At 37.3% G+C, this 24,128-nt stretch carries 25 protein-coding genes; 7 read left to right on the top strand and 18 right to left on the bottom strand.

Annotated features, from left to right (window positions below):
* Positions 1-79: 79 nt before the first annotated feature.
* A complete protein-coding gene (locus ACQ5H4_RS01700) occupies positions 80-1,396 on the bottom strand; it encodes a TrkH family potassium uptake protein (RefSeq protein ID WP_430773251.1) in 1,317 nt (438 codons plus the stop codon).
* 112 nt (positions 1,397-1,508) lie between these two features.
* Positions 1,509-2,282 carry an SDR family oxidoreductase gene (locus tag ACQ5H4_RS01695; protein WP_430773249.1) on the bottom strand — a complete coding sequence of 258 codons (774 nt, stop codon included), beginning with the start codon at positions 2,280-2,282 and terminating at the stop codon, positions 1,509-1,511.
* Between the two features lie 159 nt (positions 2,283-2,441).
* On the opposite strand from ACQ5H4_RS01695, the gene ACQ5H4_RS01690 reads away from it, so the two are divergent.
* Positions 2,442-2,918, top strand: a complete 477-nt coding sequence (locus ACQ5H4_RS01690; RefSeq protein WP_430773247.1) for an Hsp20/alpha crystallin family protein — start codon at positions 2,442-2,444, stop codon at positions 2,916-2,918.
* Positions 2,919-2,932: 14 nt separating this feature from the next.
* Complete coding sequence (locus tag ACQ5H4_RS01685; protein ID WP_430773246.1) at positions 2,933-3,340, top strand: Hsp20/alpha crystallin family protein; 408 nt, start codon at positions 2,933-2,935, stop codon at positions 3,338-3,340.
* Here ACQ5H4_RS01685 and ACQ5H4_RS01680 read toward each other — a convergent pair.
* The 4 genes from ACQ5H4_RS01680 to ACQ5H4_RS01665 are packed head-to-tail and all read right to left on the bottom strand — an operon-like array spanning position 3,337 to position 6,856.
* Entirely contained in the window at positions 3,337-3,786 is a 450-nt protein-coding gene (locus ACQ5H4_RS01680; protein WP_430773245.1) for a FixH family protein, read from the bottom strand. The two genes, ACQ5H4_RS01685 and ACQ5H4_RS01680, sit on opposite strands and share 4 nt — an antisense overlap.
* A gap of 25 nt (positions 3,787-3,811) precedes the next feature.
* Positions 3,812-5,206, bottom strand: a complete 1,395-nt coding sequence (locus tag ACQ5H4_RS01675; RefSeq protein WP_430773243.1) for a sensor histidine kinase — start codon at positions 5,204-5,206, stop codon at positions 3,812-3,814.
* The gene (locus ACQ5H4_RS01670; protein ID WP_488592166.1) at positions 5,190-5,879 is read right to left on the bottom strand and encodes a response regulator transcription factor; all 690 of its coding nucleotides are present in this window, start codon (positions 5,877-5,879) and stop codon (positions 5,190-5,192) included. The genes ACQ5H4_RS01675 and ACQ5H4_RS01670 overlap by 17 nt, the downstream gene beginning before the upstream one ends.
* Positions 5,880-5,884: 5 nt before the next feature.
* Positions 5,885-6,856, bottom strand: coding sequence for a YncE family protein (locus ACQ5H4_RS01665; protein ID WP_430773241.1), 972 nt, complete (start codon positions 6,854-6,856; stop codon positions 5,885-5,887).
* A 159-nt stretch (positions 6,857-7,015) separates the two neighbouring features.
* Between ACQ5H4_RS01665 and trhA the strand changes: the two genes are divergently transcribed.
* Positions 7,016-7,654 (top strand): PAQR family membrane homeostasis protein TrhA, encoded by a 639-nt coding sequence (gene trhA / locus ACQ5H4_RS01660; protein ID WP_430773240.1) that lies wholly within the window; start codon positions 7,016-7,018, stop codon positions 7,652-7,654.
* A gap of 7 nt (positions 7,655-7,661) precedes the next feature.
* Here the strand turns inward: trhA and ACQ5H4_RS01655 are convergent, their stop codons facing one another.
* Positions 7,662-7,931 (bottom strand): hypothetical protein, encoded by a 270-nt coding sequence (locus tag ACQ5H4_RS01655; protein ID WP_430773239.1) that lies wholly within the window; start codon positions 7,929-7,931, stop codon positions 7,662-7,664.
* Positions 7,932-8,027: 96 nt separating this feature from the next.
* Between ACQ5H4_RS01655 and ACQ5H4_RS01650 the strand changes: the two genes are divergently transcribed.
* A complete protein-coding gene (locus tag ACQ5H4_RS01650) occupies positions 8,028-8,276 on the top strand; it encodes a DNA alkylation repair protein (RefSeq protein ID WP_430773238.1) in 249 nt (82 codons plus the stop codon).
* Between the two features lie 33 nt (positions 8,277-8,309).
* On the opposite strand, the gene ACQ5H4_RS01645 is transcribed toward ACQ5H4_RS01650, so the two are convergent.
* From ACQ5H4_RS01645 to ACQ5H4_RS01610, 8 genes are all read right to left on the bottom strand, one after another.
* On the bottom strand, positions 8,310-9,236 hold the full coding sequence (locus tag ACQ5H4_RS01645) for a CobW family GTP-binding protein (RefSeq protein WP_430773236.1): 927 nt from the start codon (positions 9,234-9,236) through the stop codon (positions 8,310-8,312).
* A gap of 69 nt (positions 9,237-9,305) precedes the next feature.
* Entirely contained in the window at positions 9,306-10,238 is a 933-nt protein-coding gene (locus ACQ5H4_RS01640; protein WP_430773235.1) for an LCP family protein, read from the bottom strand.
* A 116-nt stretch (positions 10,239-10,354) separates the two neighbouring features.
* On the bottom strand, positions 10,355-11,839 hold the full coding sequence (locus tag ACQ5H4_RS01635) for a lmo1851 family serine protease (RefSeq protein ID WP_430773233.1): 1,485 nt from the start codon (positions 11,837-11,839) through the stop codon (positions 10,355-10,357).
* A gap of 80 nt (positions 11,840-11,919) precedes the next feature.
* Positions 11,920-12,774 (bottom strand): M15 family metallopeptidase, encoded by an 855-nt coding sequence (locus tag ACQ5H4_RS01630; protein WP_430773232.1) that lies wholly within the window; start codon positions 12,772-12,774, stop codon positions 11,920-11,922.
* A 130-nt stretch (positions 12,775-12,904) separates the two neighbouring features.
* Positions 12,905-13,606, bottom strand: coding sequence for a purine-nucleoside phosphorylase (deoD, locus tag ACQ5H4_RS01625; protein WP_430773231.1), 702 nt, complete (start codon positions 13,604-13,606; stop codon positions 12,905-12,907).
* A 105-nt stretch (positions 13,607-13,711) separates the two neighbouring features.
* Positions 13,712-14,020, bottom strand: a complete 309-nt coding sequence (locus tag ACQ5H4_RS01620; RefSeq protein ID WP_430773230.1) for a YodL domain-containing protein — start codon at positions 14,018-14,020, stop codon at positions 13,712-13,714.
* Between the two features lie 123 nt (positions 14,021-14,143).
* Positions 14,144-14,914 carry a sporulation protein gene (locus ACQ5H4_RS01615; protein WP_430773229.1) on the bottom strand — a complete coding sequence of 257 codons (771 nt, stop codon included), beginning with the start codon at positions 14,912-14,914 and terminating at the stop codon, positions 14,144-14,146.
* Complete coding sequence (locus ACQ5H4_RS01610; RefSeq protein ID WP_430773228.1) at positions 14,901-15,716, bottom strand: serine/threonine protein kinase; 816 nt, start codon at positions 15,714-15,716, stop codon at positions 14,901-14,903. Before ACQ5H4_RS01610 ends, ACQ5H4_RS01615 begins: the two co-directional genes overlap by 14 nt.
* Before the next feature lie 278 nt (positions 15,717-15,994).
* Between ACQ5H4_RS01610 and ACQ5H4_RS01605 the strand changes: the two genes are divergently transcribed.
* Positions 15,995-17,128, top strand: a complete 1,134-nt coding sequence (locus ACQ5H4_RS01605) for a DUF2515 family protein (protein ID WP_430773227.1) — start codon at positions 15,995-15,997, stop codon at positions 17,126-17,128.
* Positions 17,129-17,189: 61 nt separating this feature from the next.
* Here the strand turns inward: ACQ5H4_RS01605 and ACQ5H4_RS01600 are convergent, their stop codons facing one another.
* Positions 17,190-17,363: a YozD family protein gene (locus tag ACQ5H4_RS01600; protein ID WP_084361903.1), complete on the bottom strand. Its 174-nt coding sequence runs from the start codon at positions 17,361-17,363 to the stop codon at positions 17,190-17,192.
* Positions 17,364-17,531: 168 nt separating this feature from the next.
* On the opposite strand from ACQ5H4_RS01600, the gene ACQ5H4_RS01595 reads away from it, so the two are divergent.
* Positions 17,532-17,696: a hypothetical protein gene (locus tag ACQ5H4_RS01595; RefSeq protein WP_430773226.1), complete on the top strand. Its 165-nt coding sequence runs from the start codon at positions 17,532-17,534 to the stop codon at positions 17,694-17,696.
* Here ACQ5H4_RS01595 and ACQ5H4_RS01590 read toward each other — a convergent pair whose 3' ends face one another.
* Both ACQ5H4_RS01590 and ACQ5H4_RS01585 read right to left on the bottom strand, forming a co-directional pair.
* The gene (locus tag ACQ5H4_RS01590) at positions 17,697-18,392 is read right to left on the bottom strand and encodes a hypothetical protein (RefSeq protein ID WP_430773225.1); all 696 of its coding nucleotides are present in this window, start codon (positions 18,390-18,392) and stop codon (positions 17,697-17,699) included.
* Positions 18,393-18,514: 122 nt separating this feature from the next.
* Complete coding sequence (locus ACQ5H4_RS01585) at positions 18,515-18,730, bottom strand: YozE family protein (RefSeq protein WP_430773224.1); 216 nt, start codon at positions 18,728-18,730, stop codon at positions 18,515-18,517.
* A 304-nt stretch (positions 18,731-19,034) separates the two neighbouring features.
* Between ACQ5H4_RS01585 and ACQ5H4_RS01580 the strand changes: the two genes are divergently transcribed.
* The gene (locus ACQ5H4_RS01580; protein ID WP_430773223.1) at positions 19,035-24,023 is read left to right on the top strand and encodes a LysM peptidoglycan-binding domain-containing protein; all 4,989 of its coding nucleotides are present in this window, start codon (positions 19,035-19,037) and stop codon (positions 24,021-24,023) included.
* The last annotated feature ends 105 nt before the right edge of the window (positions 24,024-24,128 follow it).

Below are 24,128 nucleotides of genomic sequence, written 5' to 3'. Positions count from 1 at the left end.
TCATATTTTTACTACCTCATACTATTTTACTATAAATGATTATAAGAAAAAAGAAGGATCCAAGGATCCCTCTTTTTACTCATCCAGTTAATATTTCTTCGTCTGGAAATTTGAAATTTAATTTTTGTGGTCTTGCAAGCATAAACATTAATGTTAACGGACCGATTTTCCCAATAAACATGACAAGTATGATGATCAACTTTCCGAGAACAGTCAAGCTAGCGGTTATGCCCATGGACAACCCGACTGTTCCAAATGCAGATACAACCTCAAACAATAATGGTAAAAAAGGGATAGGCTCTATGATGTTAATAAGCAATACGGCTAACACCACGATAAGAACACTGGTCATAGCAATTGCTGTCACGCGTGCAATATATCCAGATGGAATATTCCTCCTATAGATTTGAATATCATCTCGTCCTCTTAAATAGAAAAATGTAGAAAACAATATAACCATAAAGGTGGTCAACTTAATCCCACCACCAGTAGAAGCACTACCGGCACCAATAAACATTAAAATTGTTATAAAGAAGATCGTTGGATCATTCATTGAACCAATATCAATGGTGTTAAAACCTGCTGTTCTTGGTGAAACTGCTTGAAAGTAAGATGCCCAAAGCTTTTCAACAGTTGTTAAGCTACCAAGAGTTAGAGGGTTTCTAAACTCTAATGCAAAAATGAGTAGAATGGATACGATATTTATTACTAAAGTCCCTACGATCATCATCTTACTATGTAAGCTAAGTTTTGAAAAAGAGTTCTTTTCCTTTAAATCAACTAATACAGTAAATCCTATTCCACCAATTATGAAAAGAGCACTAATGATAATATTTATGATAGGATCTCCCACAAACTGAATAAGATTATCCGGCCACAGGGCAAAACCAGCATTGTTGAATGCTGAAATAGAGTGAAAAAAGCTTGAAAACAACCCTTTTTTCCAACCAAATTCGGGAACAAGACGAAGTGCCAGAATAATCATGGCAATAAATTCAATAGTGATAGAAAAAAAGAACAAATTCTTAACGAGCTTTATAACCCCACCAATATTTACTTGGTTAAGAGCATGTTGCATAATCAGTCGATGTTTGAATCCAATCTTCTTTCCTAGAACAATAAAAATAAACACAGAAAAAGTCATAATCCCTAATCCACCAAGCTGTATGAGCAAAGCGATAATCAATTGTCCTACATAGGTGAAGTGTGTTCCTGTATCAACTACACCTAATCCTGTTACCGTCATGGCTGAAACGGTCGTAAACAACGCATCAATAAATGTAATTGGTTTATGAGTTGAAAACGGTAATAACAAAAGTATCGTTCCTAAGAAGATAAAAAAGATAAAAATGAAAATTAATAATTGAGCAGGAGTTAATTTTATGGTTTTGTTCATAAATACCCTTCTTTTATTAAAATATAAAACGCAAAATATCATTGGAATAGTATTCCAATGATATCGTAAATAATACTATATACTATACCTCTTTGAGAATCCTGTAAAGTGGTCATTTATTATGAACTTTCCCAAGTACGTCCACCCCTCCTGTTACGGGGATTATGCTACCGGTTATAAAGCTCGACTGGTCGTCAACGAGAAAAGCGACAACTCTTGAGATATCTTCTCCTGTCCCAGGCCTACCAACTGGTATACTTGTTGAAACTTGCGATTGTGCCTCAAGTATATTTGACTCTTTCCAATGACCAGTAATGTCTCCCGGACACACCATATTTGCTGTTATACCGTTTTCAGCCTCCTCGAGAGAAAGGGTTCTTGTTAAACTTGCTAGGCCCGTCTTTGCAGCAGCAAAAGCTGAACGATAAACCCAACCTGGTGCCGTTTCCACTCGATCAAATCCAATGGTTATGACTCTTCCCCACTTTTGCTCTCTCATCTTAGGGAGTAATTCTTTTGTTAAATAAAACACTGCGTTTAAATTACCATTAATTAAATAATTCCATTCATCAATGGAGTAATCAGTTAGTTTTTTCCTCTCATGAATATAAGGCCCCGCGTTATGTATGAGAATGTCTATCGTTATATTTTTTCGTTTGATATATTCGCAAATTTTTATACAATCCTGCTGACTAGAAATATCCCCCTGAATGAGTTCAATCCTGATTCCATATTTGGCGATTAATCCTTCTGTAAGGTTCATCGCTTCATTTTCACTGCTTCGATAGTTAACAACGAGATTTATTCCTCTTTGAGCAAGCTCCTCGGCAATTTTCTTCCCAATACCCGTCGCTCCCCCTGTAATCAAAGCTGTTTTTGAATTCAAATCAATAACCTCACAATAACTAAATTTTGTTTTCTCTAATAAATATACTAAAAAGAAGTCCGCTTGAATGCAAATATAAAGTGTCTAAATTGTATTTAACCATACCCATGTTATTGCATATGATGTAGTGGAGACTTTTTATAATTAGGGGTGGTACAAATGTTTCCATGGAATATGTTCCCCTTCGGAAAGGATATGAAGGGCAGTTTTCAAGGAATGAAACCTCACGATGTCGAGAAATACGTTCAGGAGACCATGAATAAAGTGTTTAACCAAGGAATGAATGGAGCCAGCTTTTCTCCTGAGTTTGCTACAAATTCACAAAGTAACCAGAATTCGAGCTCTTTAAAAAAGGACACTCATTCTGCTCATATTTTTGAAACACATGACTTCGTTTTTGCTATGATTCCCATTAAGGACGAAGACTGTCTTAAGAAAATAAAAGTCTGTCATACGTCGAATCAGCTTATTATTGAAAATTACCCAATTGAATCAGAACGTCAAGTATACACCTTACCAGCAACAGTGAAGAAAAAAGGTGGAGTAGCAACATATAAAGATGGCGTTCTTGAAGTAAAAATTCCAAAAAGCACAGATTTTCAGTACTCTGAAATTGATGTAAAAGAAATTTATTAAAGGGTGACCATGTGATGTTTTTTAATGATGACTGTAACTTAGAATCATCCTGGAGAAAAGAAGCCGAGTCAGCTATGAAGTGGACGATGGAGCTGCAACAAAAAAACTTTCCACGCTGTGATTTATATGAAGATGATGAAGCCTTTATTCTAGAAGCAGAGATACCTGGCATTAAAATAGGTGATATACTTGTAAAATTAGAGAACGATGTTTGTATCCTAACCGGTACATGCCGAACGATGAAAGAGGGCATACGTTATCACTTGAAGGAAAGACCACATCTTACATTTGAAAAAAGAATAACGCTTCCTTCTCATATTAATAAAGAAGAAATACGTTATTCTCTTACAGATGGGATATTAACCATTAAACTACCAAAAGAAAATGAAGTTGTTGTTTTATTTATAAATAGAGAGGATTAGTGACCGGTATGGTCCTCTTCATCTTCCATCCTTGAAGAAGATGAATCCTCTTCTTTTTCACTTGCTATCCCCACCACAAACTCTTTTTTAGGCATATTGTGCATGCTTCTTGCATTAACATGGGCATATACATAATACGTTCCATCCATATCAAAAGTTCTTTCTAGGGCGTACACTCCGTATTCTTTATGTTCTACTTTTATTTTTTCATGATTTTCATCATTTGCTCGCCATATTTCAAAGGAGACTTCATCCGCATCTGTTACCTCTTCTTCCCCATAGGTTACTTTCGCTTCAAATACAACCTTTTGTCCTTTTTCGGCATGTTCTGGATTAATCGTCAGCTTTACATCTAAAAACTGAGGGGTTTCATCCTCTGCTTGCGCACAAGCTGCTAAACTCATAATCAAAAATGTGAACATAATAAAAATAAATCCTTTTTTCACTCCGATTACTCCTTTCAGATCTTTTTTAGATAACTGGAAGAACGATGGAGATACACGTTCCTTCTCCAAGATCACTCTCTATGTCAAGCACGCCTCCATGTAGTTGAATCAACTTATTGGATATTGCCAACCCAAGACCTGTACCACCATCACTTCTAGTCCGTGCTTTGTTCACACGGAAAAATCTTTGTTTAACTCTTTGAATATCTTCCCTAGGAATACCAATGCCTGTATCCTTTATAGAAAGTATACACCCTTTTTCATGTTTTGATAGAAGCACGGTTATACGCCCTAGCACCGTATAATTAATTGCGTTATCTACGATATTCTGAATCACTTGTTCTATTCTGCCCTCATCAGCATTTACGATAATGTCAGGATCTAGGTTTGAGTTTAGTAGTAAGCCCTTCTGTTGCAGTGTAGGATTGTACTTTTCCAGACAATCCTCAACAAGTTGAGCTAATGGTAATGGACGTAATTCTAAACGAAAATCTTCTGAGTCAAATCTTGATAAATCAAGTAAATCTCCTACAAGCCTTTCCATACGGCTTGCTTCTCTATGTATCAAGGCTAAATAACGCTCTTGCTCTTGGGACGTCTTTACTAGACCCGTTTTTAATGCCTCACTATAACCCTTCACATAACTAATTGGGGTACGTAGCTCATGTGATACATCTTCTAAAAATACTTTTTTCCTTTCATCTTCTCTTTGTATGGAAATCGACATGAGGTTAAAGGCGGTTCCTAATTGGCCGATTTCATCTTTAGAAAAGACAGGTACTCTAGCTGAATAGTCCCCAGCTGTTACTTTTTCAGCAGCCTTTTTCATAATTTCTAAGGGTTTTGTCATTTTTTTTACAAAAATGGTCCCTATGTAAACTGACATAATGACAAAGATTAACCCGACCACCAGAGCAATGATTGAAAAATCGTTTGTAAGCTCTGAGATTCTTGCTAAAGGTACATATAAATAAATGATCCCCTCAAGTCGATCCGAATCAATTAAAGGGACAATCACGGCCATAACATCTCGATCAAACCGTTCTTCATACCCCATTTTTTCGACAGATTGGCCATTGAGTAACCGATCTCTTTCTTCCGGTCCAATAAGTGTATCGTAATCGATTTCATATGGTAAGCAAGCGCTTAACTCTTTTGGATTACTAACAATAAAAACCTCTGATTCGTTCTTTGTATTGTACCATTCTACTTTTTCGATTAAATCACTCGATAAAGGTCCACCTTCGTATTCATCAGAGAGCCTTGTTCCTTCTTCCAATAACCCTCTTCTTACGTTTTCAACATATAATTTTTCGTAAAAATAATTTGATAATACAAACGAAATACCAATGGTAATAATAATAGTTGTTGTAACAAAAACCCATAATTTCTTTGAAAGAGTATTAGGAAGAAATTGCATTAGCAGGCACCTCAAACTTGTAACCGATTCCCCAGACCGTTTCTATGTAATCTGCCTTACCAAGCTTCATACGTAAAGTTTTTATATGTGTATCAACTGTACGAAGACTTCCGCTATAACCTAAGCCCCACACATGTTCAAGAAGTTGTTCTCTACTTAGTGCTTGACCGTGGTGCTCGATTAAGGAAAGAAGTACTTCATATTCCTTTAAAGTCAGGACAATATGTTCATGTTGAACCATTACCTTACGAGCATTCTTATCGATAAAAATGGTACCTGCCTTAATCATTTCATTTTCATTCTTAAATGTATGACTTCTTCTAAGAACAGCATGTATTCTAGCAACAAGTTCACCAGGACTAAACGGTTTCACAATATAGTCGTCTGCCCCAGTTTTGAGACCCTTCACTTTATCCCATTCTTCTCCCTTTGCCGATAGAAAAATAATAGGTGTATTTGAGACTTGACGAAGTTTTTCACAAACAACAAATCCATCATCCCCTGGCATCATAATGTCCAGTAAGATAATGTCAAAGCGATTGCCAGTAACGTATTTATACGTCTCCTCGCCATTTGTGGCAAGTGTACAAATCATCCCAGCATTCTCAAGATACATTTTCAGTAACTGCCTCATATCCTCCTCATCATCCACAATGAGAACTTGAATTTGCATATCCATTAGTCAATCTCCCTAATGATTAATTTAAAGGGGCCTTTGCCAACCTTAACTGACTTCCCTTTACTTAAATCTTTTTCCGTGATGAAATGAATATCATTACTATCATAACCCGCTACAATTAGCTGGTCTTTATACTCTGTCATTTCAAAAGGATTCGCTCCCACAGTAATCTTCGCTTGTATAACTCCTTCATTTGATATTTTATAAAGGCTATTAGAACCATGACTTAGAGCAAATGTCCCATCATTATTTTGTAATAAATTAATTGGCATAATAGGAGCTGAAATCTTCCGTTTTAACTCACCGGTCTTACTATCATAAACATGGATATAACTTTCGAGCTCTGAGCCTAGCCCATGGCCACCTATCCATATTTCATTCTTATCTTCCTGTATAATCGCGCCAGTAGCTACCGAATGAATTGAAAATTGACTCGTTATTTCTTTGCTTTGGAGATCAACTATGGTTAGCTTTTTAGAATTATAACTAACTACAAATAATTGAGAGTTTGTAGGTATTAACGCTAGCGGATTACCGGTCTTTACCACTTCATTGATTTCCTTCCCATCAAAACGAAAGAATCTTACAGACTGTCTTTCTTGATCAGACAAGGCAATTTCTTCACGATCAGACATCAAAACTCCTTCGACGATTCCTCTACCTGTTTCCCAACTGTTAATACGCTTTCCTGTTCGTAAAGAGTAAATATCAACTGTTTCGACCTGCTTTCCGTATAAAAGAAGTGAATCATTATCTGGTAATAATACACCCCCAGTATAGGGCTTATCCATTTTCCAAGTTTCAATTACTTTTTCTTCTTCAAGATCAACAAAAGAAAGTGACATATCTTTTATGTTGACTGTAATTGCTAGCGACTTATTTTCCGGAATGATTGGTTGATCATTAGAACACCCTGAAACGATAAAGAGAAGTGTCCATATCGTAATCAGTATTACTTTTTTTACCTTCATTTTCATAATACTCCTCATAACAGTTCGAATACCGCTTATTATACGACTTGTGTGTGAAATAAGTGTGAAATACAAAAATATATTAAAATGTTTTATTTGTTGGTCAAAGTCTAGTAAAGTAAGAACATGATTATGTATAACGAAATGGAGTGATGACCTTTGGCTGAAACTCATGTTTTTACAAAAGGTGAAGAAATAGCAAATTCAATTACCCATGGAATAGGAGCCCTACTTAGTATCACTGCTCTCGTTCTTCTTATTGTCTTTTCATCTTTGTACGGAAATGTATGGCATATTGTTAGCTTTACCTTATATGGCTCAACAATGGTACTTTTATATATTTCTTCCACATTGGTTCATAGCTTTCCACAAGGAAGGATAAAGGATTTATTTGAAATCTTCGACCATTCATCCATCTACTTTTTTATCGCTGGAACCTACACTCCTTTTTTATTTTTACTTGTCAAAGGTGCACTAGGCTGGACTTTGTTTGGAATCGTTTGGGGATTAGCAATTGGTGGAACTGTTTTTAAAACCTTTTATGTCAAAAAATTTCTATTCATCTCCACTGCTTTATATGTAGTGATGGGGTGGTTAATAGTATTTGCCTATAAGCCAATCTCTACTGGCATGGATCCAACGGGTTGGTATTTACTCGTTATCGGAGGATTGCTTTATACCTTTGGTTCCATTTTTTATGTTTGGAGAGGGTTCAAATTCCACCACGCCATTTGGCACCTTTTTGTTATTGCTGGAACCACTCTTCATTTCTTTTCAGTGCTCACCTTACTTCCGTAACAAGAAGCTAAAGCTTCCTTGTTACGGACAATATTTTCTCCATTTCTTCCACATGGATGGTAAGAAGTGAAAGTTTCAATTCAGATTCGATGTCAGAATCAATCACCCTTTTTGTTGCTAAGTAATATTTGTCATGGGGCTGTTTTCGAACTCGAGGATGGGAAAACTCATCCTTAAGTTCCCGTGAGATCGCCTCTCTAAGAATTTCTTCATCATCTCCCTCATTAAGTAGACGATTATTCCAAAGCGATCGATATGCTTCTATCACTTTCTCCATTTACTTCACAACCATTCTATTTGTTATTATTCGAATACATATTCGATATAAAAAAGGAAAGAATATACATCATAAAAGACGAAAGGAGAATCAACATTGGCTGAGCCTTATCGTTGTCCAAATTGTAAAACGAATCGAAGTCGTTTTAATCTTATTAAGCAAGAACCACAATCCGTAAAGTTAGATCCTCAAACTGGTAACGTGATGGAGGAGTACTCACAAGAGCAACTTTCTCCATTCCATATGGCTTACAAAGGCCCATCTTATAAAGTACAATGTGCAGCTTGTGGACTTATTGAAGATGAAAGAACATTTGTTAAATTCGGACAAAATCAAAACAATTAAGCTTGGGCACATGTTCAAGCTTTCCTTTTCCCCTTACTTGAGGTACTTTTCCTCCAACTGCTGAAGCTTTTTAGAAATTTCATCCCATAGAATGTTTTCTCCAATAAATACTAGATTTAACGGCATATTCATCTCTTCTTTTATGTAAATCGGCATTCCATACGAAAACTGAAATAAGTAAGGAAATGAAGTAGATGAAAATTTCACATAACCCTTGATTCGATAAATCGTGTCGGGCAATTCTTGTAAGAAGCTCTCAAACCCATCCATATCAACAGCCTTTGAAAACGAATAAACAAATGTACTCAATTTTAAATCATTTTCAACATGACTCTTGTTCAAATGAGGCTTTTTCTGATATGCCAGAGATTGGATTTGATTCATTGACACACTAGAGTAGGTAGTTAAAATCACATTTGCCTTTTCATTAAGAGATTGAATGCCAGTCGTAATGATTACCTTTTCACCTTCACTTAGTTCATCTGTTTTATTTACGACAATTAAATCGGCGTGTCTAATTTGCTCTGTAACCAACTGCTGAATTTGAGGAGAGAATGATCGGCGCTCTAACCAAAGTCTACCGTCAACAACGGTAAGAATTCCTTTCACATGAAGTTGGGTTGCAAACAATGGAGAGAGCACAGCATCTAAAGTTTCGACTGGATGTGCAGCTCCCGTTGTTTCTATGTATATACAATCCGGTTGATGAGTCATTAATAACTCCTGAAGTTGTGCTTCAAGTTTATCTTGGATCGTACAACAAATGCATCCACCTAGTAATTCTTTTAATGGTACGTCATCAGATACTTCATCGGAATCGATGGATACTTTACCAAGTTCATTCATCAGTACGGCAACCTTTCTGCCTCTCTCCTTCTCTGCTTGTAAAAGTTTCTTTAATAAAGTCGTCTTGCCACTTCCTAAAAACCCCGATAATATATAAACTTCCGTTTGTTTCATAACCTATTTTCCCCCATTGGCATAATTACATTTTTCAGAAAAAAGAGAGAAGATGTATGAACAACTTCCCTATTCTCTAGCCTCTTTTGATAAGAATTTAGAAATAGCGTCCTTATTTCTCTGTATATCCAAATTTAATACTTCTCCTGCATGCTTAGTATATTTATTTGTGTAGCTATTTTCAACCGGTACTCGTAATGTTTCGACATTTGATACAGGGTTTAGAATAAAAGTCGCTCCAAGTGTCAAGTAATCCTTAAGAACAATGTCGGTGTCCACATGGTTAGCAACCTCAGTTAAAATTTCTGGTAATTTTACAATTCCATCAAATGAACCAAGTGTTTCAACCGCTTCATCCTTTAACGAAATGATAATCTCCTGCTGCCTTTCAACTCTTCCAAAATCACTCTTTGCATCATGCCTGAATCTTACATAATCCAATAGCTGTTGTCCATTAAGTACATGCATTCCCGGTTCACCATAAATCCGTAAATCCTTCATCATAGGTTTTGATACATCTACTTTTAATCCTTGTGGAGCAAGTATTTTTACCACTTCAATAAACCCTTGAAAATCAATCAGAGCAACGTAATCAATTTTTACATTGAAATTTTTTTCAATCGTTTCCTTTAGTAACTTGTCTCCACCATAAAAATAAGCGTGATTTAACTTACTTTTATTATATCCTGGTATCGTTACATAACAATCTCTCATTAAGGAAACTAGCTTGACCTTTTTGTTTAATGGCTCGTATTTGGCAAGCATAATAGTGTCTGATCTTGAGGATGATTCTCCTCTACTGTCTACCCCTAGTAATAGGACATTTACATCCTTTTTATATGATTGAAATGGATGAAACCGCTCCGATGGCATCTCTTCACTTGTTTCTTCAACGGTTCTGCTTATTATATTGGGTTGATTAATCTCATTGTTCTCTTTCGAGGAGTAATAACCACAGCCTGTTAATAAAAAAATCAGGAAAACAGCTATCATACGTCTCATTGTATTCACCCCGTCTGGAACTAAATTTTTCTTATCAACTTAGAGATTAGTGTTTGTCGTTTTGTACATTTTTACATAGAAAAAGCCTTCCCGAATAATGGGAAAGCTCTCACTTATTACTTTACCTCTTGTTGAAGAAGTTCCACTGCTTTTTGAATCTGTGGGTCGTTATCTTGAATGAGTTCTCTTAATTTCTCCATTAATAAAATGGTTGACTCACCCTTTAGAATACCTGTTTGTTCAACATTTTGCTGTTTCTGGAATTCAATAACAGCTTTTTGAGTGGCTTCATCAAAGTATCCATCTTCTCTTCCTGGCTCAATACCAAGAGCTTTTAACATTTGCTGGGCAGCTTTTACTTGATTGGAAGCAACCGAAAGTGTTAACTCCTGCTCTGGGTCAATATAGGATATATTTGCGTATTCTGGCATTGCTACTTCATAATCAGGAACAATCCCCTTTTCGTGAATCCAATTGCCTTCTGGGGTTAACCATTTTTCTGTTGTATACTTCATATTCGAACCATCAGAAAAATCTTGGGCTCTTTGGACCGTCCCTTTACCAAATGATTTTTCTCCGACCAATGGGACGTTTGCCGATTCACTCACCGCTCCTGCTAGTATTTCTGAAGCTGAAGCACTTCCTTTATCAACAATTACAACTAATGGGATATCTGGGTTTTCCTTTTGCTCTGATTTAACCTCTTCAATATTCCCATCCCGGTCCTCAACCTTAAATAGCACTTTTCCTTCAGGGACAAACAAGCTCGAAATCGCAACCGCTTGATTTAAAAGCCCCCCTGGATTTTGCCTTAAATCTAAAATTAGACCTTTCATTCCTTTAGATTGCAGATCATTTAAGATCGTAATTAACTCAGTTGAGGTATTCTCAGAGAAAGTCGTTATTTGAACTTTCGCAATCGTATCAGTTACCATTTCTCCATAGACTGTTTCAATCGGGATTGTATCTCTTACAATTGAGAAGTTTAGATGTTCTGACACACCAGGTCGTTGTACGACTAGCTTAACTGTTGTACCCTTTTCACCACGGATAAGTAAAACAGCCTCTGTGGAACCCATTCCTTGAATGTTTTTTCCATCCACAGATACGACTTTATCATTCGGCTTTAAACCAGCCTTTTCAGCAGGTGATCCCTTTAAAGGAGAGACGATAATAATATAGCCATCCTTTTCCTGAATTTCGGCCCCTATCCCTTCAAATGAAGAAGAAATACTATCATGAAAACTTGATGCTTCTTCTTCATCCATATAGTCAGAATAAGGGTCATCCAATGATTGGAGCATTCCATCAATTGCCCCATTTACAAGTTGTTTTTCATCGACCTCTTTAAAGTAATTATCTTGGATCGTATCAAAAGCATTGTATAGCTTCTCAAATTCTTTTCTCTCCGTACCTGCAGTTACTACTTTTTCATCACCAAATGCAAGGGCAAACGTAGTAATACCAGCAGCTAGGAATACCACTAAAAACAACAACATAACGAAATGAAATTTCTTTATTTGAATATAGGCTGATTTACCAGAACCTGTTTGTTGTTCCTCTGGTCGTTGTTCGTTTTCCAAATGCTTCACCACTTTCATTCCATAGGCTTGTTCTTACTGTTTAGAATAACATCTTTGCATTTGTTTTAACAAAGATTTTAGTATTTTAAAGTTGTTAATTAAATTTTTTCAACGATATCAAAGTATTCTTCAAGCGTAATGTTTTTTTCAAAGATGGTTTGCGCAGCGTCCACACCAACATAACGAAAATGCCAAGGCTCATATTGATATCCTGTAATGGATTCTTTTCCCTTTGGATATCGAAGGATAAACCCGTATTTATGTGCGTTTGCGGCCAACCATTTTCCTTCTGTTGTCTCACCGAAACTTTCTGTTAAACTTAAGTTAGCACTTTTTGCTGATATATCCATAGCAAGTCCACTTTGGTGCTCACTATTTCCAGGTACGGCCACGACTTGTGCTGCCTTTTCTTCTCCACTCTTCTTTACTTCTGCATCAAATATAACTCGTTGTCTTTCGTAAGACCGATATCCGGATACTGCATATAGTTCAATTCCACTCGCTTTTGCTTCGACAAACATTTTCTCTAGTGCTATTGCCGCCTCTTGCCTCATTAAGCTTTTCTCTATTGTTTGATCTCCGAAGGAAAATGAAACATTCGGTTTTACAAGGTCAGTAGGATTATAACTATCTGGCAAAGCAAACATTTTATTTACAAGAGCAAGTACATTCAGTGGGTTTTGAATGACTTGTTTTCCGTTAACTTCTTTTACGTCGTTAAAATAAATGGCCTCTAGAGTAGGTCCTTCCGGAATCTGCTGATCTTGAGTAGACTCTTCTTCAGTTGAATCACTTTGACCGTTATTTTCCTGGTCAACGATAGGTTCATTCTCCTGTTCATCCGTCTGTGTTGTTTCTTCCTTCTGATTATTATTTACGTATGGGATTTTACTAAAATCGCACCCGGACAATAAGAGGGTAATCCCTGCAATAGATAATAAATATTTGCGCATTATTTCCACCTATCTTCTTTTTCTAATACAATATTTCTATTTTATCATCAATAAAAAAATGCAGCATCCTTTTTGAGAAAAAGAGAATAGAAAAAGCAGCCTCTCTAATTTATAGAAGCTGCTTTGTTTTTTATTGAACGGCTGCATCTAATGCAACAACAATCATGTCATTGAAAGTGGTTTGTCTTTCTTCTGCTGTCGTTTCTTCTCCAGTAAGGATATGATCACTTACCGTTAGAACAGATAAAGCTTTACGATCAAATTTGGCAGCTAATGTATATAGAGCAGCTGTTTCCATTTCAATCGCTAGTATTTGGTATTTCGCCCATTTTTCGAGTTCGCTATTATCGTTATAGAACATGTCCGCAGTAAAGACGTTACCTACCTTCAAGTTCAAACCTTTCTCTACACCTACATCGTATGCGCGCTTTAATAAATCAAAGTTCGCAGTAGGAGCATAGTCGACGCCACCAAAAGTTAGTCGATTCATTTGGGAATCTGTAGAAGCACTCATTGCTAAAATCACGTCTCTTACTTTTACATCCTTCTGAATTGCCCCACATGTACCTACTCGAATGAGGTTTTGAACATTATAACTATTCATTAATTCATTTATGTAAATAGAGATTGATGGAACTCCCATACCTGTTCCTTGTACTGATACTCGCTTCCCTTTATATGTTCCTGTAAATCCTAACATTCCTCTAACTTCATTATAACAAGTAGCACCTTCTAAAAAGGTTTCTGCGATATATTTTGCTCGTAAAGGATCTCCTGGAAGAAGAACTGTTTCCGCTATTTCATTTTCTTTCGCGCCGATATGTACACTCATCTTGTTTTCACTCCCGTTTTAGTTTACAGATATAATATTTACCAAATAAAACTATACCATAATTACTGTAAAAATAAAAAACTGCGGAGTGTCTCCACAGCTTTGTTAAAGTACGTGAATTCGACTTATTTTTTTCCAACCACCTGGCTGAAGTTGATAGTAACTAGTCCCCTGTCTCCCCTCGTCAATATAAATAATATCACCTGTACCTATATATCGACCTTGATAATCATTTGGAATGCTGTCTTTTACATTAAATATACGAAACACATCTTCTAAAATATGCAGATGTGAACTGCCCGTTACATTCATACGGTACACTTGTTTATACCCTTTAGTCTGCCTGAATTTGGGTGTTTGAAAGATCATTACTTCATACGTTTTCTTTAATAACCTGCTCCGTTCCTTTAACAACCTCAAGCCCCCCCTTTTTATCCCCTCCCTTTTTGATTAGACTTTATCACTGTCGAATCCTTCATCAAAAAAACACTTTTTTTGTCGACTTACCTTTTTGACAAAAAAAGTGTTTAAATAAAGTTAAGAATATTGACTAATAATGGATTCAAGCTTTGATTTTAGAATCGGAAGGTCACTACTATGAATACTCAATTGGATATTCGTTTCATCCATTTCAAGAGCCTCTGCTAAAAACCCACCTAATCCTCTTGCTCTCCGGTCTATTTGTAGCGCAAGATCCATTTGCTCATCTGATTGCGGAAAGAATATCACTTCTAGCTCATCTAGTTTTCCTCGAAATGGTCCAGAAGTTGCTACAAATTCAAATTCCTGCGCAAAGGGTAATCGTCTTCTTTTTCGATATGGAAGCTCTTCACAATCTGCCTCTCTCAATCGAAAACCTAGTTCAGAAACAGTATCTAACACACTTCTCATTAATTGATTAGGGACTACATTAATATAATCTTTGTCTGAAGGATCAACAGCATTTTTTATATCCAATCCCGTTTCTACCCAGACTTTTGTACGTCCAATGCTGACCGGAGTATCAAATGGCACCCTAATTACAAATGGAATTTCTTTCGTCTCGTTTGCACCAATTGTAACTGCTTGAGTAAGGCGGAACCTTTCAATATCCCCTTTTACAATATGCTTTTTATCATCTGACTCCCTTAAATAGTTGGTATGTAGATTCAGATAAATATCATCAATTAGCTGCTCAAGCTTCCCTCCCTTTATCTGTACAATCCCTTTTATTTCCTCTCCTGGTACGAAGACATCTTTTTCAAGCTTTGTATCAACCGTTGCCGATCCAATCCCAATACTTGCAAATACTTTATTAAAAAGTGACATGTTTATTCCTCCCTTTATTTACCGCATGTAGGTAACAAGTTTTTAGTTCATTTATCGTTCCAAAAGGTTCGTCGACTTGGAGCAATCTTTTGATTAACTGATTGGTCTCAATTGATATTGATAACTCTTCGTCCCATGGTCGCTCCTTTTCACTACCATTTGTTTCAAAATTGGAATAAAGCAAAAACAGGAGAAAATGGCCTAGCTGAAAGTAATCAGCCTGAGGAGATATCTCGCTTTTTAGTTCCCTCTTTTTATTGTCAGCATGTGATAACCACTTGGCCAACCCAAAATCTATTACTTTTAAATCATCTCCTTCAAGCATTAGATTTGGTATTCTTAAGTCTCTATGGACGATGCCTTTTTGATGAAGGTACTCTATTCGTTCTAGAAGCTTAAATCCATATACCAAAGACTCTTCTTCGGTATATCTTTGTCCGTCAGTAAAGATAAGCTGCTCAAATGTTTTCCCATCGATAAACTCCATTGTAAAAAAAGGAATCCTTCCCCACATCCCTTCATCAAAAATAGTAGGAAAGGAGGAATGCTGTAAGCTTTTCAGTATCTTAATTTCATACTGATGAATTCTTATCCCCTTTTTTGTAATTCTTTTATGAAATCGAACTAGCTTTAAAACAACTTTTTTTTCTAAGTAGGAATCATAAACGAGATAACTATGGCCATAGCTCCCCATTCCTAAAAACTTTTTTATTATATAACGCTCATTGATTATCTCTCCCTCAACTAATTCCTTATCAATTAGTGAAGAGAAGGCCAAGATAACAGGCTTAAAAATCCTCATGTTTTACGACCTTTTTTCATATATGATACTAACTGCTAAAAAAGCTTTTCGAGCTAAAAAAGCTGCTTTTATGTTTTCTTTTGTAATGTGCATGACCGTAATGGCTATGTTTATGCATATTCCGACGCTTGTAATAATCACTTGAACTATACTTTCGATGATGAGAACTTCCCAATATTGACTTTAGGATTTTTTTTAACATCACTTAATCCTCCTAATGGTTGATATAAATATATACGTTGCTTCTGATGGAAGGTTTCATAGAAAGGTGGCAAAATATGAATTTTTCTTCTATTCCTTTTCTGGGTCTTCTTCAAGAAAAGATTTCCCACTGGATGCTTCCACTAATTAAACGTAAAGAAATCTATAGTTTAAAGGAAAAATCAATGTTTATCGAGCAATTAAACATGCATGCCCCGTCACCGATTCTTTATACGGATCAAAAAGAAAAAAACATCGTTGCGCAAATTACAAAGGAAACTCAGGCGTATAACAAAAATAACATCACGAGAACCCAAGCCTATTATGATTTTTTCACCAGAAATCAAGAGGTTCACTGGTCCTTCCTGGCTCATATCGTTTCCCGAAATGGGGGATATTACATGACCGACTTAAAGAGCTCTTATTTAAAGGACTTCCTGTCTGATTCTCAAATAAATCGCTACTTTTTATTCCTCGAACGATCAAATGCATTCATTTTTCAAGATGCCTTTCCACAATTGCTTCTTTATGAACATAGCAAAAGAATAGGAAAGCCACTTTTCCACCTTCTAACTGCATTTCATGTATCAACATTTATGGAACCCTTTTGGAATGATTTTTATTTAAAAAAGAATTCAAAGGGAATAACCGTAGCTATGATTATTAATGAACAATTTATGTTAGAGGAGCGAGTGATCAAAGGTATTTATCATTCAACCTCTCTGCTTCAAGAGCTCCCCTACAAATTACAAGAAAATCTTGGATTTACAACAATTTTTATTCCTTACAAAGTCTCAAAAAAATACCGGTATCGTCTTAGCGGAAAGACGGTAAGAGAATTTGAACATGTGAATAAGCGGGTTGAACTAGGGAAGGAGCTATATCAAATTTTATTCGAAGAACGATATATATCAGAAACAGTTAGATTTTCTCACAATCAACCGCATACGGGTTCCAGAAGCGACTATTGGGATTTTCTCTTTACGAAACTAAAGAACGCCAATGAAAAGCTATTTAGTCCAGCCCTTGAAAGTGCTTGGGATGATGTCACGCATCAGTATACGAATAAAGTTGACTGGTTTTCACAAAAAAACATGGATGTTTTATCGTTTTTCAATGAACTTCCAGAGGTGACCGACTATGATTTAACGGTAGTCGCTTTGCGTCATTATCTTTTGTATTCTGCCCTCGACAACTTTTCTGAATCATAGTGAAAGGACGAAGCTAATCGCTTCGTCCTTTCTATTGGGGTCATACAATGATTTTCATAAGCTATTCATCTTCGATTTCTTCATCTATAATGCATTTTTCGATTAAGTATTCGAAAGTAATATCAGCGAGTTCTTCCACTTCGCCTTCTGAGGGTACATAGCCCCTCTTCATCAACTCTTGAAAGAAAAACTCTGCTATTTCATCGGTGTCGATGAATACCTCAATCTCCTTCATTGACTCGCCCCCCTTTTGTTCAAAATGTATGATGCATAAAGCCTTTTCATGCTAATTCCCTTAAAAATACAACACCTTTGATCAAATTTTCTTTTCATACGTTTGGAATGTTTTTAGTTGGACAAGCATAAAGATGAAATACCAACAAAAGTTTTAGGAGGAGTTCTTATGACAACCTTTTCAAAGCTGTTTCAATCATTTAGTGAGGATATAAATAGTGAAGAAAGTGTACTAATAAATTCATTTGAGAAGATTACGTCTTTCTTTTTTCAAGGAGCTATTTGGACAGGAGTTCCGCTTTTTATTTATTTCATCTTCTTTTATTTAAACTGATCACACATTGCTTTTTCCATCGTTCGTTTTTAATTGCTGCAGTTTTTTTAATACTAGCTTCATGACTTTTACATAATCTTCATCATGAAACATTTCATATAGTATACGATAGTCATTATACAAGTCTAATAAGGCATCGATCATTTCACTTGATTGTTTTTTTTCATTTAATATTTCTCTTTCAGCTTTTCTATAGACATTTTTCGGTTCAGGTAGTTTAAGAGTTTTTTTCTTCTTATCTAGTGAATACAAAAGTCCAAGCTTTTGTATAAACGTATCTGCGCTATCGGCATCGGCAATCAGCGTCAACTCATCTTCATTCACTTCTAGCCATTCCCCATCACTGATACGTGAGAGCTCATAGATCACATCCTCCCATGCATCCTCTTTATAACGCCAGATTTCTGTTCGAAAACCAACTACCTTAAATAAATCCGCCCCATAACCTTTTACTTGGACAAGATCTCCAATAAAAAACTTGTATTCTATATCAATCTCTTCTCGTTCGATCGGATCACCTTCATAATCGGAAAGCATTTGGAGGCTTGATTCCATGTATAATCCTTCACTTTTATTTATTTCATATACATACATACCATCAAGCCACTTTAGATTTGTTACTTTGCCCACCGTACCATACATGGTGACCACGACAGTATCACCGATTTTATATTTTGGTTTTTTTCTGTCACTCATGTCTATGGTTCACCTCAAATGTTTGTCGTATTTACTGATTACAATAGCATATGCAAGCAATAAAAAAACGTCTCTTTATAGAAGAGACGTGTCAAGCGTTTTTATTCTAATGTGTTTATGACCTAGTCATTTACATATAAATCCCATGCATCATCAAATACAGCCATGCTCTCTAAGTACTGGCCATTTAACTCCAAATAGGAGGATAATTCAGTGTAGTCAGTTGATGTCTTCGGAAAGCTATGATCTACGTAGGCATCATTGGCAAACCGACTAATGGCATCCTTTGGTGCTGGATGCCTATATTTCATTAAGAAGTGATAGAACGATTTTCTCAAAATTTAGGACACGCCTTTCACAAATGGTTTCCCTGTTACCTTACTATAGGTATTTTGGAAAAGGCAAGTGTTTTACTATCTTAGCTTGTAAAGTCAACAGTAATTCCTTTTTATAAGCGTGGCTGATTCATTAAATCTTTGTAATTTTCCTGATTAGCAAGTATTCGTGGCAGTTCATGGGGTTTGCTTAAAGGCTTGATCTTTTGAATGCGTTTTTCCTAATGAATCTCCTAGAAATAGAGAAACTAAGACAAGACCTAAGGAAGCTCTCGATTATTGTTTTCTTGTTTACGGAGGTTTTTTGATGCAAATTATGAGATATGAGTTAAAGGAAGATCGTGGAAGTTACATATTAAATATCTATCTAGAACCACAGATGACCGAGTTTGCTGCAGAGCTAGGGGAACCTTCTGGGAGAAAAACAGAATTACAAACACATCTACGGTCAATCATTAAAGAAAGGTTCCAAAATGTACCGATTACAATTGTAAAGGTGCTCGTAGGTTCCTTTGTCGTCACTACTCTTTACTTGGGGGCATCAGGGAATATAGCAAGTGCGCAAACACCCACTCAAATGCAAACAGCACCAAAATATGATACGTACACAGTTAAAGCAGGAGATACGTTATACAAGATTGCAAGGGAACTAAATGTTGCAGTAGCGGACATTAAACAAGCAAACAATCTAACAACGGATATGATTCATGTCGGGCAAGAGCTACGTCTCCCTTATTATACATATACTGTTGTTTCAGGCGATACCCTTTACTCGATTGCCAAACGCAATAATACTTCCGTTTCGTTAATCCAAAGCTATAATCAGCTGTCTACAAACGTCCTTTCTATCGGACAAAAAATAAAAATACCACAACCAATTACGTCAGTGGCTCTTTCTTCTGCAGCTGAGGAACCAGCAGTCGTGAATCCAACAGCTCCTCCAGAACAAAATGTGAGCACAGTCACCCATATCGTTGCTGCAGGAGAAACCCTATATGCCATTTCTCGACAGTATGGTACAACCGTTAGTGCGATTAAAAATGCAAACAATTTTACATCTGACATCCTTTCGATTGGTCAGAAGTTAATCATCCCGACTGCAATAGAATCTATCCAGATACCGGTTGACACGACTCCACCCGCTGAACCCACGCCGACATTTGCTGAATTAATTACGAGTGAATCAGCTGCAAGCTATCCAATCAGGGGGACCACTGAACCCGGTGCGGTCGTACAAATCTCCATATCTGATGGGATTCATCCTTCTATTACGACGAAAGTAGTGGCGAATGGGAATGGTGAATTCAGTACGAATGTGGATGTTACTTCTTTACAGGATGGGTCACTTTCTATAGTTATGAAGGCAAGCGATAATTCAGGTAACGACAGCAGCGCCACAAAAGTAAATGTTTCAAAGGATACGTCTGTTATACAACCAGAGTTAGATATTCCTTCAATAGTAACCAGTGCGAATGCAGAAAATTTTGCTATAAGTGGAAAAACGGATGCAAACGCAACGATAACACTGCGTATCACTGATACAGGTAATCAAGCAAATGAAATCACTATAAAAGCTGATCCGAACGGTCAATTTGAAGCCGTGTTAAATGTAAAAGGGTTAAAGGATGGGCCGTTATCTTTGCTTGCAACTGCTACTGATGAGAATGGAAACAAAAGTGAACCGAAAGTAGCTACAGCCCAAAAAGATACATCAGCATTCACTCCAACGATAGAAGATATACAAGGGATTACCCCTGACAACGTTAGTCAGTATCCACTCGTCGGCCACGCAGAACCAGGAGCGGTTGTTGAAGTCGTTTTTTTTGATGATGGAAATCAAGAAATTGTCACAAGAGCTAAAGCCGATTCAACAGGTACCTTCCAGGCCACTGCCGATTTACGAACGCTGCGAGATGGTGCTATTCATGTGACCATCCGTGCAACTGATGAAGTAGGAAATCAAAGTGAGCCACAGCAAACAACCATCGAAAAACGGACCATCATTGCAGCACCTGAGCTTGCAGCCCTGGACGTAATAAATAGTAAAAATGCAGAGAATTACAAAATAATCGGAAAAGCACAACCTGGGGCTGTAGTTGATGTTAGCCTATCGGATGGGGTAAACCCCGATCAGTTGGTATCAACCACTGCCAATGAAAATGGGGAGTTTGAAGTTCGTGTTGATGTTAGTATGTTAATCGACACAAGCATTATGGTTTCAGCGTTTCAAACAAGCACTCATGGGTTGACCAGTGAAACGTTTGAAACCACGATTATTAAGGATGCATCCAATCCAAATGCACCTATTTTGCATAATACAAACTTTATTAATCAGGGCAATCAATCCTCCTATCATCTGCAAGGTAAAGGCGAGCCTAATGCCGAACTATTGATTCGTATGTTTCATCCAAATGGGCAAGTACTAAATGTAACTGGAACAGTCAATGAAAATGGCGAGTTTGATATTCCGGTTGATTTATCATCCATCGATGATGGAGAAGTCACATTCGAAATCATGCAAATCGATCAAGCAGGAAATGAAAGTGAAAGATATGCCAAAATGCTAGTAAAGGATACCATCGGACCGACTGACCTTACCCTTGAAAGTATGTCAAGTATATATAGTGGAAATGTCCTTTCCTATATGCTAAGCGGTAAAACTGAGGCCCATACAAAGTTAGAGATTCAGTATACTGATGGGACCAATACGGTAACAAAAACAGTCGAGAGTAATCATGAAGGAAAATTTGAGCAAAGCTTTGATTTAGGAGAACTTAAGGATGGAAGATTGATTGTTACTTTTCGAGCCATTGATAATGCGGGTAATGTTGGAATTCCAAAACCAGTTACCATTGTGAAGGACACGACGGCACCTGCCGAGGTGGTGACAAACTTACCTGATTTCATCAATCGCACCAATCAACAACCATTTACATTAAAAGGATCAAGTATGGAAGAAGGAGCAATCGTTGATATTTTAATCAGTGACAATGAACGACAAATACGTAAGTCTGCTCTGGTGATAAATGGTTCTTTTTCTGACACAGTAGATTTATCTGTGTTTAAGGACGGTCCATTAACTTTCGAATTTATCCAAACGGATCAAGCAGGTAACACAGGGATTGTGAACTCAGCAACAGTGATAAAGGATACCGTTGTTGAAAACCCAGTTGTCGCCAAAAGTGGTTTCCGTTATGAGAATTTGCAGCACCTTTTCACCTTACTTGGGAGTGCTGAACCCGATGGAACGATTGAAGTCACTCTGTTTGATTCAGCGAATAATAAGCTTGTTTCTAAAAGAACAACCGTTGATGAAGAAGGATATTACGCAGTCGATCTTTTTTTACAAGATATTCAAACGGTACACTCTGCAACCGTAAAACTAACAGATCCATCAGGAAACCTAAGTGGTGTAACGTCAGTAACATTAAACACCTATACGGTATCGGCTGGTGATACCCTTTATTCCATCGCTAAACGATACAATACGACAGTTGATGCATTAATGGCATTAAATCATTTACCAACCGATGCCCTGGTCGTTACCCAGACACTACGTCTTCCCTTAACAGCAAGTGAAGTCGTGAATCTCGGGTATTTATACTTTGGCAGTACTAAGGAATATGCCAATGTCGTGAATTCGACGGGCCATGCAGTCAATATTGTATCACCTAGCTATTTTGATATTAATCCAGATGGGACGTTAAAGCTCACCTATCAGGTCGATCAGAATTTTATTGATACGATGCATCGTCAAGGGGTACGAGTGGTTCCATTTTTAAGTAACCACTGGAATCGTGAAGTAGGTCGAGCGATGCTCCAAAATAAAGAATTAGCTGCCCGACAAATTGCAGATGCCATTGATCGATATAATCTGGATGGCGTCAATGTGGACATTGAAAATGTAACGGCCCAAGACCGTGAAAATTATACAGAATTTGTAAGGTTGCTACGTCAATTAATCCCTAATCATCAAGAGGTTTCCGTTGCAGTCGCGGCGAATCCAAATGGTTGGGAAGCAGGATGGCATGGTTCATATGATTACACAGAGCTAGCTAACATTGCGGACTACCTTATGATCATGGCCTATGATGAAAGCTATGAAGGTGGTGAACCGGGGTCTGTAGCAAGCCACTCTTGGGTAGAAAAGTCCATTCAATATGCTGTTTCGGAAGGAGTCGCCCCTGACAAAGTGGTTCTCGGCACCGCTCATTTTGGTCGCTATTGGCAAGAAGGAGCAAATTATGGCGGATACGGACTTTCGAATTGGCAAGTGAATATGTTGGTAGAACGATACCATGGCACAATCGAGTTTGATGAAATAAGCAAGACTCCGAAAGCTACATTTACAATCAAAGAAGGTGACCCAACAACCGTTATTTCTGGACGTACTCTATCTCTAGGAACGTATACTGTCTGGTTTGAAAATGAGGAATCGATTCAACACAAGCTTGAACTTGTTAGGAAATACAATCTACGTGGCGTCGGTAATTGGAGCCTTGGACAAGAGGATAAAGATATTTGGAACAGTTATATAACAAAACTTCCGAATACCGTTCCAGTGGTATCACCTGAAAAGCCATCCGAACCTGCACAAGCAGAGTATACGACATACCGAGTTGTTGCTGGTGATAGTCTCTGGCTGATCGCAAGTAAAAACAAGACAACCATTGATGAAATTAGAGCACTTAATTCTCTAACTTCTGATATGTTATATGTAGGACAAGTATTAAAGCTCCCAACAAATAACGTTTCGCCTACTACAACCGCAGCAGAACCAGAGTCGATACAAGATCCTGTTGCGGAGACTGAACCAGGGACGGAAACAGAACATGCTATAGAGGCAGAACAAGAGACGATCCTAGACCCAGTTGCAGAGGCAGAACCGGGTGCGGAGACAGTGCCTGAAACAGTTGCAGAAACGGAACCGGTTGGAGAGCCAATTTTAGAACCAGTGTCTGAGCCTGAATCCGTACCGGAACCATCAGTGGCTCCGACAACAACGACGATTATGCAGCCATATACGGTGGTAGCTGGAGACACGCTCTATTCAATTGCTAGCAAATATGGTACATCAGTAACGGCGATTAAATCAGCAAGCAATCTAACAAGCGACTTTTTAACTGTAGGACAAATCTTGAAAATACCACAAGAAGTCGTCATCCATAAAGTTGCATCTGGTAATAGCCTATACTCGATTGCCCGCACATACAATACAACCGTCACGGCGATCAAATCAGCAAACAACTTATCAACCGATACTATCCATTTGGGTCAAACGATAATCATTCCATGATTTTATTAAGGAAAGCATGGAAATCGCATCAAGGGGACGGTTCATCTGATGCAGCGGCATCAAATGAACCATCCCCTTGATGGTTCTAACTTGTATAATTACAAA

Source organism: Bacillus coreaensis, from assembly GCF_050586445.1.
Lineage (GTDB): Bacteria > Bacillota > Bacilli > Bacillales > Cytobacillaceae > Robertmurraya_A > Robertmurraya_A coreaensis.
This window is presented reverse-complemented; position numbering and strand designations above follow the sequence as displayed.

Coding starts and splice junctions, on each gene's coding strand:
- ACQ5H4_RS01700 (WP_430773251.1), bottom strand. CDS start 1,396: ATGAACAAAACCATAAAATTAACTCCTGCTCAATTATTAATTTTCATT.
- ACQ5H4_RS01690 (WP_430773247.1), top strand. CDS start 2,442: ATGTTTCCATGGAATATGTTCCCCTTCGGAAAGGATATGAAGGGCAGT.
- ACQ5H4_RS01685 (WP_430773246.1), top strand. CDS start 2,933: ATGTTTTTTAATGATGACTGTAACTTAGAATCATCCTGGAGAAAAGAA.
- ACQ5H4_RS01675 (WP_430773243.1), bottom strand. CDS start 5,206: ATGCAATTTCTTCCTAATACTCTTTCAAAGAAATTATGGGTTTTTGTT.
- ACQ5H4_RS01670 (WP_488592166.1), bottom strand. CDS start 5,879: ATGCAAATTCAAGTTCTCATTGTGGATGATGAGGAGGATATGAGGCAG.
- ACQ5H4_RS01665 (WP_430773241.1), bottom strand. CDS start 6,856: ATGAAGGTAAAAAAAGTAATACTGATTACGATATGGACACTTCTCTTT.
- ACQ5H4_RS01655 (WP_430773239.1), bottom strand. CDS start 7,931: ATGGAGAAAGTGATAGAAGCATATCGATCGCTTTGGAATAATCGTCTA.
- ACQ5H4_RS01645 (WP_430773236.1), bottom strand. CDS start 9,236: ATGAAACAAACGGAAGTTTATATATTATCGGGGTTTTTAGGAAGTGGC.
- ACQ5H4_RS01640 (WP_430773235.1), bottom strand. CDS start 10,238: ATGAGACGTATGATAGCTGTTTTCCTGATTTTTTTATTAACAGGCTGT.
- ACQ5H4_RS01635 (WP_430773233.1), bottom strand. CDS start 11,839: ATGAAAGTGGTGAAGCATTTGGAAAACGAACAACGACCAGAGGAACAA.
- ACQ5H4_RS01630 (WP_430773232.1), bottom strand. CDS start 12,774: ATGCGCAAATATTTATTATCTATTGCAGGGATTACCCTCTTATTGTCC.
- deoD (WP_430773231.1), bottom strand. CDS start 13,606: ATGAGTGTACATATCGGCGCGAAAGAAAATGAAATAGCGGAAACAGTT.
- ACQ5H4_RS01615 (WP_430773229.1), bottom strand. CDS start 14,914: ATGTCACTTTTTAATAAAGTATTTGCAAGTATTGGGATTGGATCGGCA.
- ACQ5H4_RS01610 (WP_430773228.1), bottom strand. CDS start 15,716: ATGAGGATTTTTAAGCCTGTTATCTTGGCCTTCTCTTCACTAATTGAT.
- ACQ5H4_RS01605 (WP_430773227.1), top strand. CDS start 15,995: ATGAATTTTTCTTCTATTCCTTTTCTGGGTCTTCTTCAAGAAAAGATT.
- ACQ5H4_RS01600 (WP_084361903.1), bottom strand. CDS start 17,363: ATGAAGGAGATTGAGGTATTCATCGACACCGATGAAATAGCAGAGTTT.
- ACQ5H4_RS01595 (WP_430773226.1), top strand. CDS start 17,532: ATGACAACCTTTTCAAAGCTGTTTCAATCATTTAGTGAGGATATAAAT.
- ACQ5H4_RS01590 (WP_430773225.1), bottom strand. CDS start 18,392: ATGAGTGACAGAAAAAAACCAAAATATAAAATCGGTGATACTGTCGTG.
- ACQ5H4_RS01580 (WP_430773223.1), top strand. CDS start 19,035: ATGCAAATTATGAGATATGAGTTAAAGGAAGATCGTGGAAGTTACATA.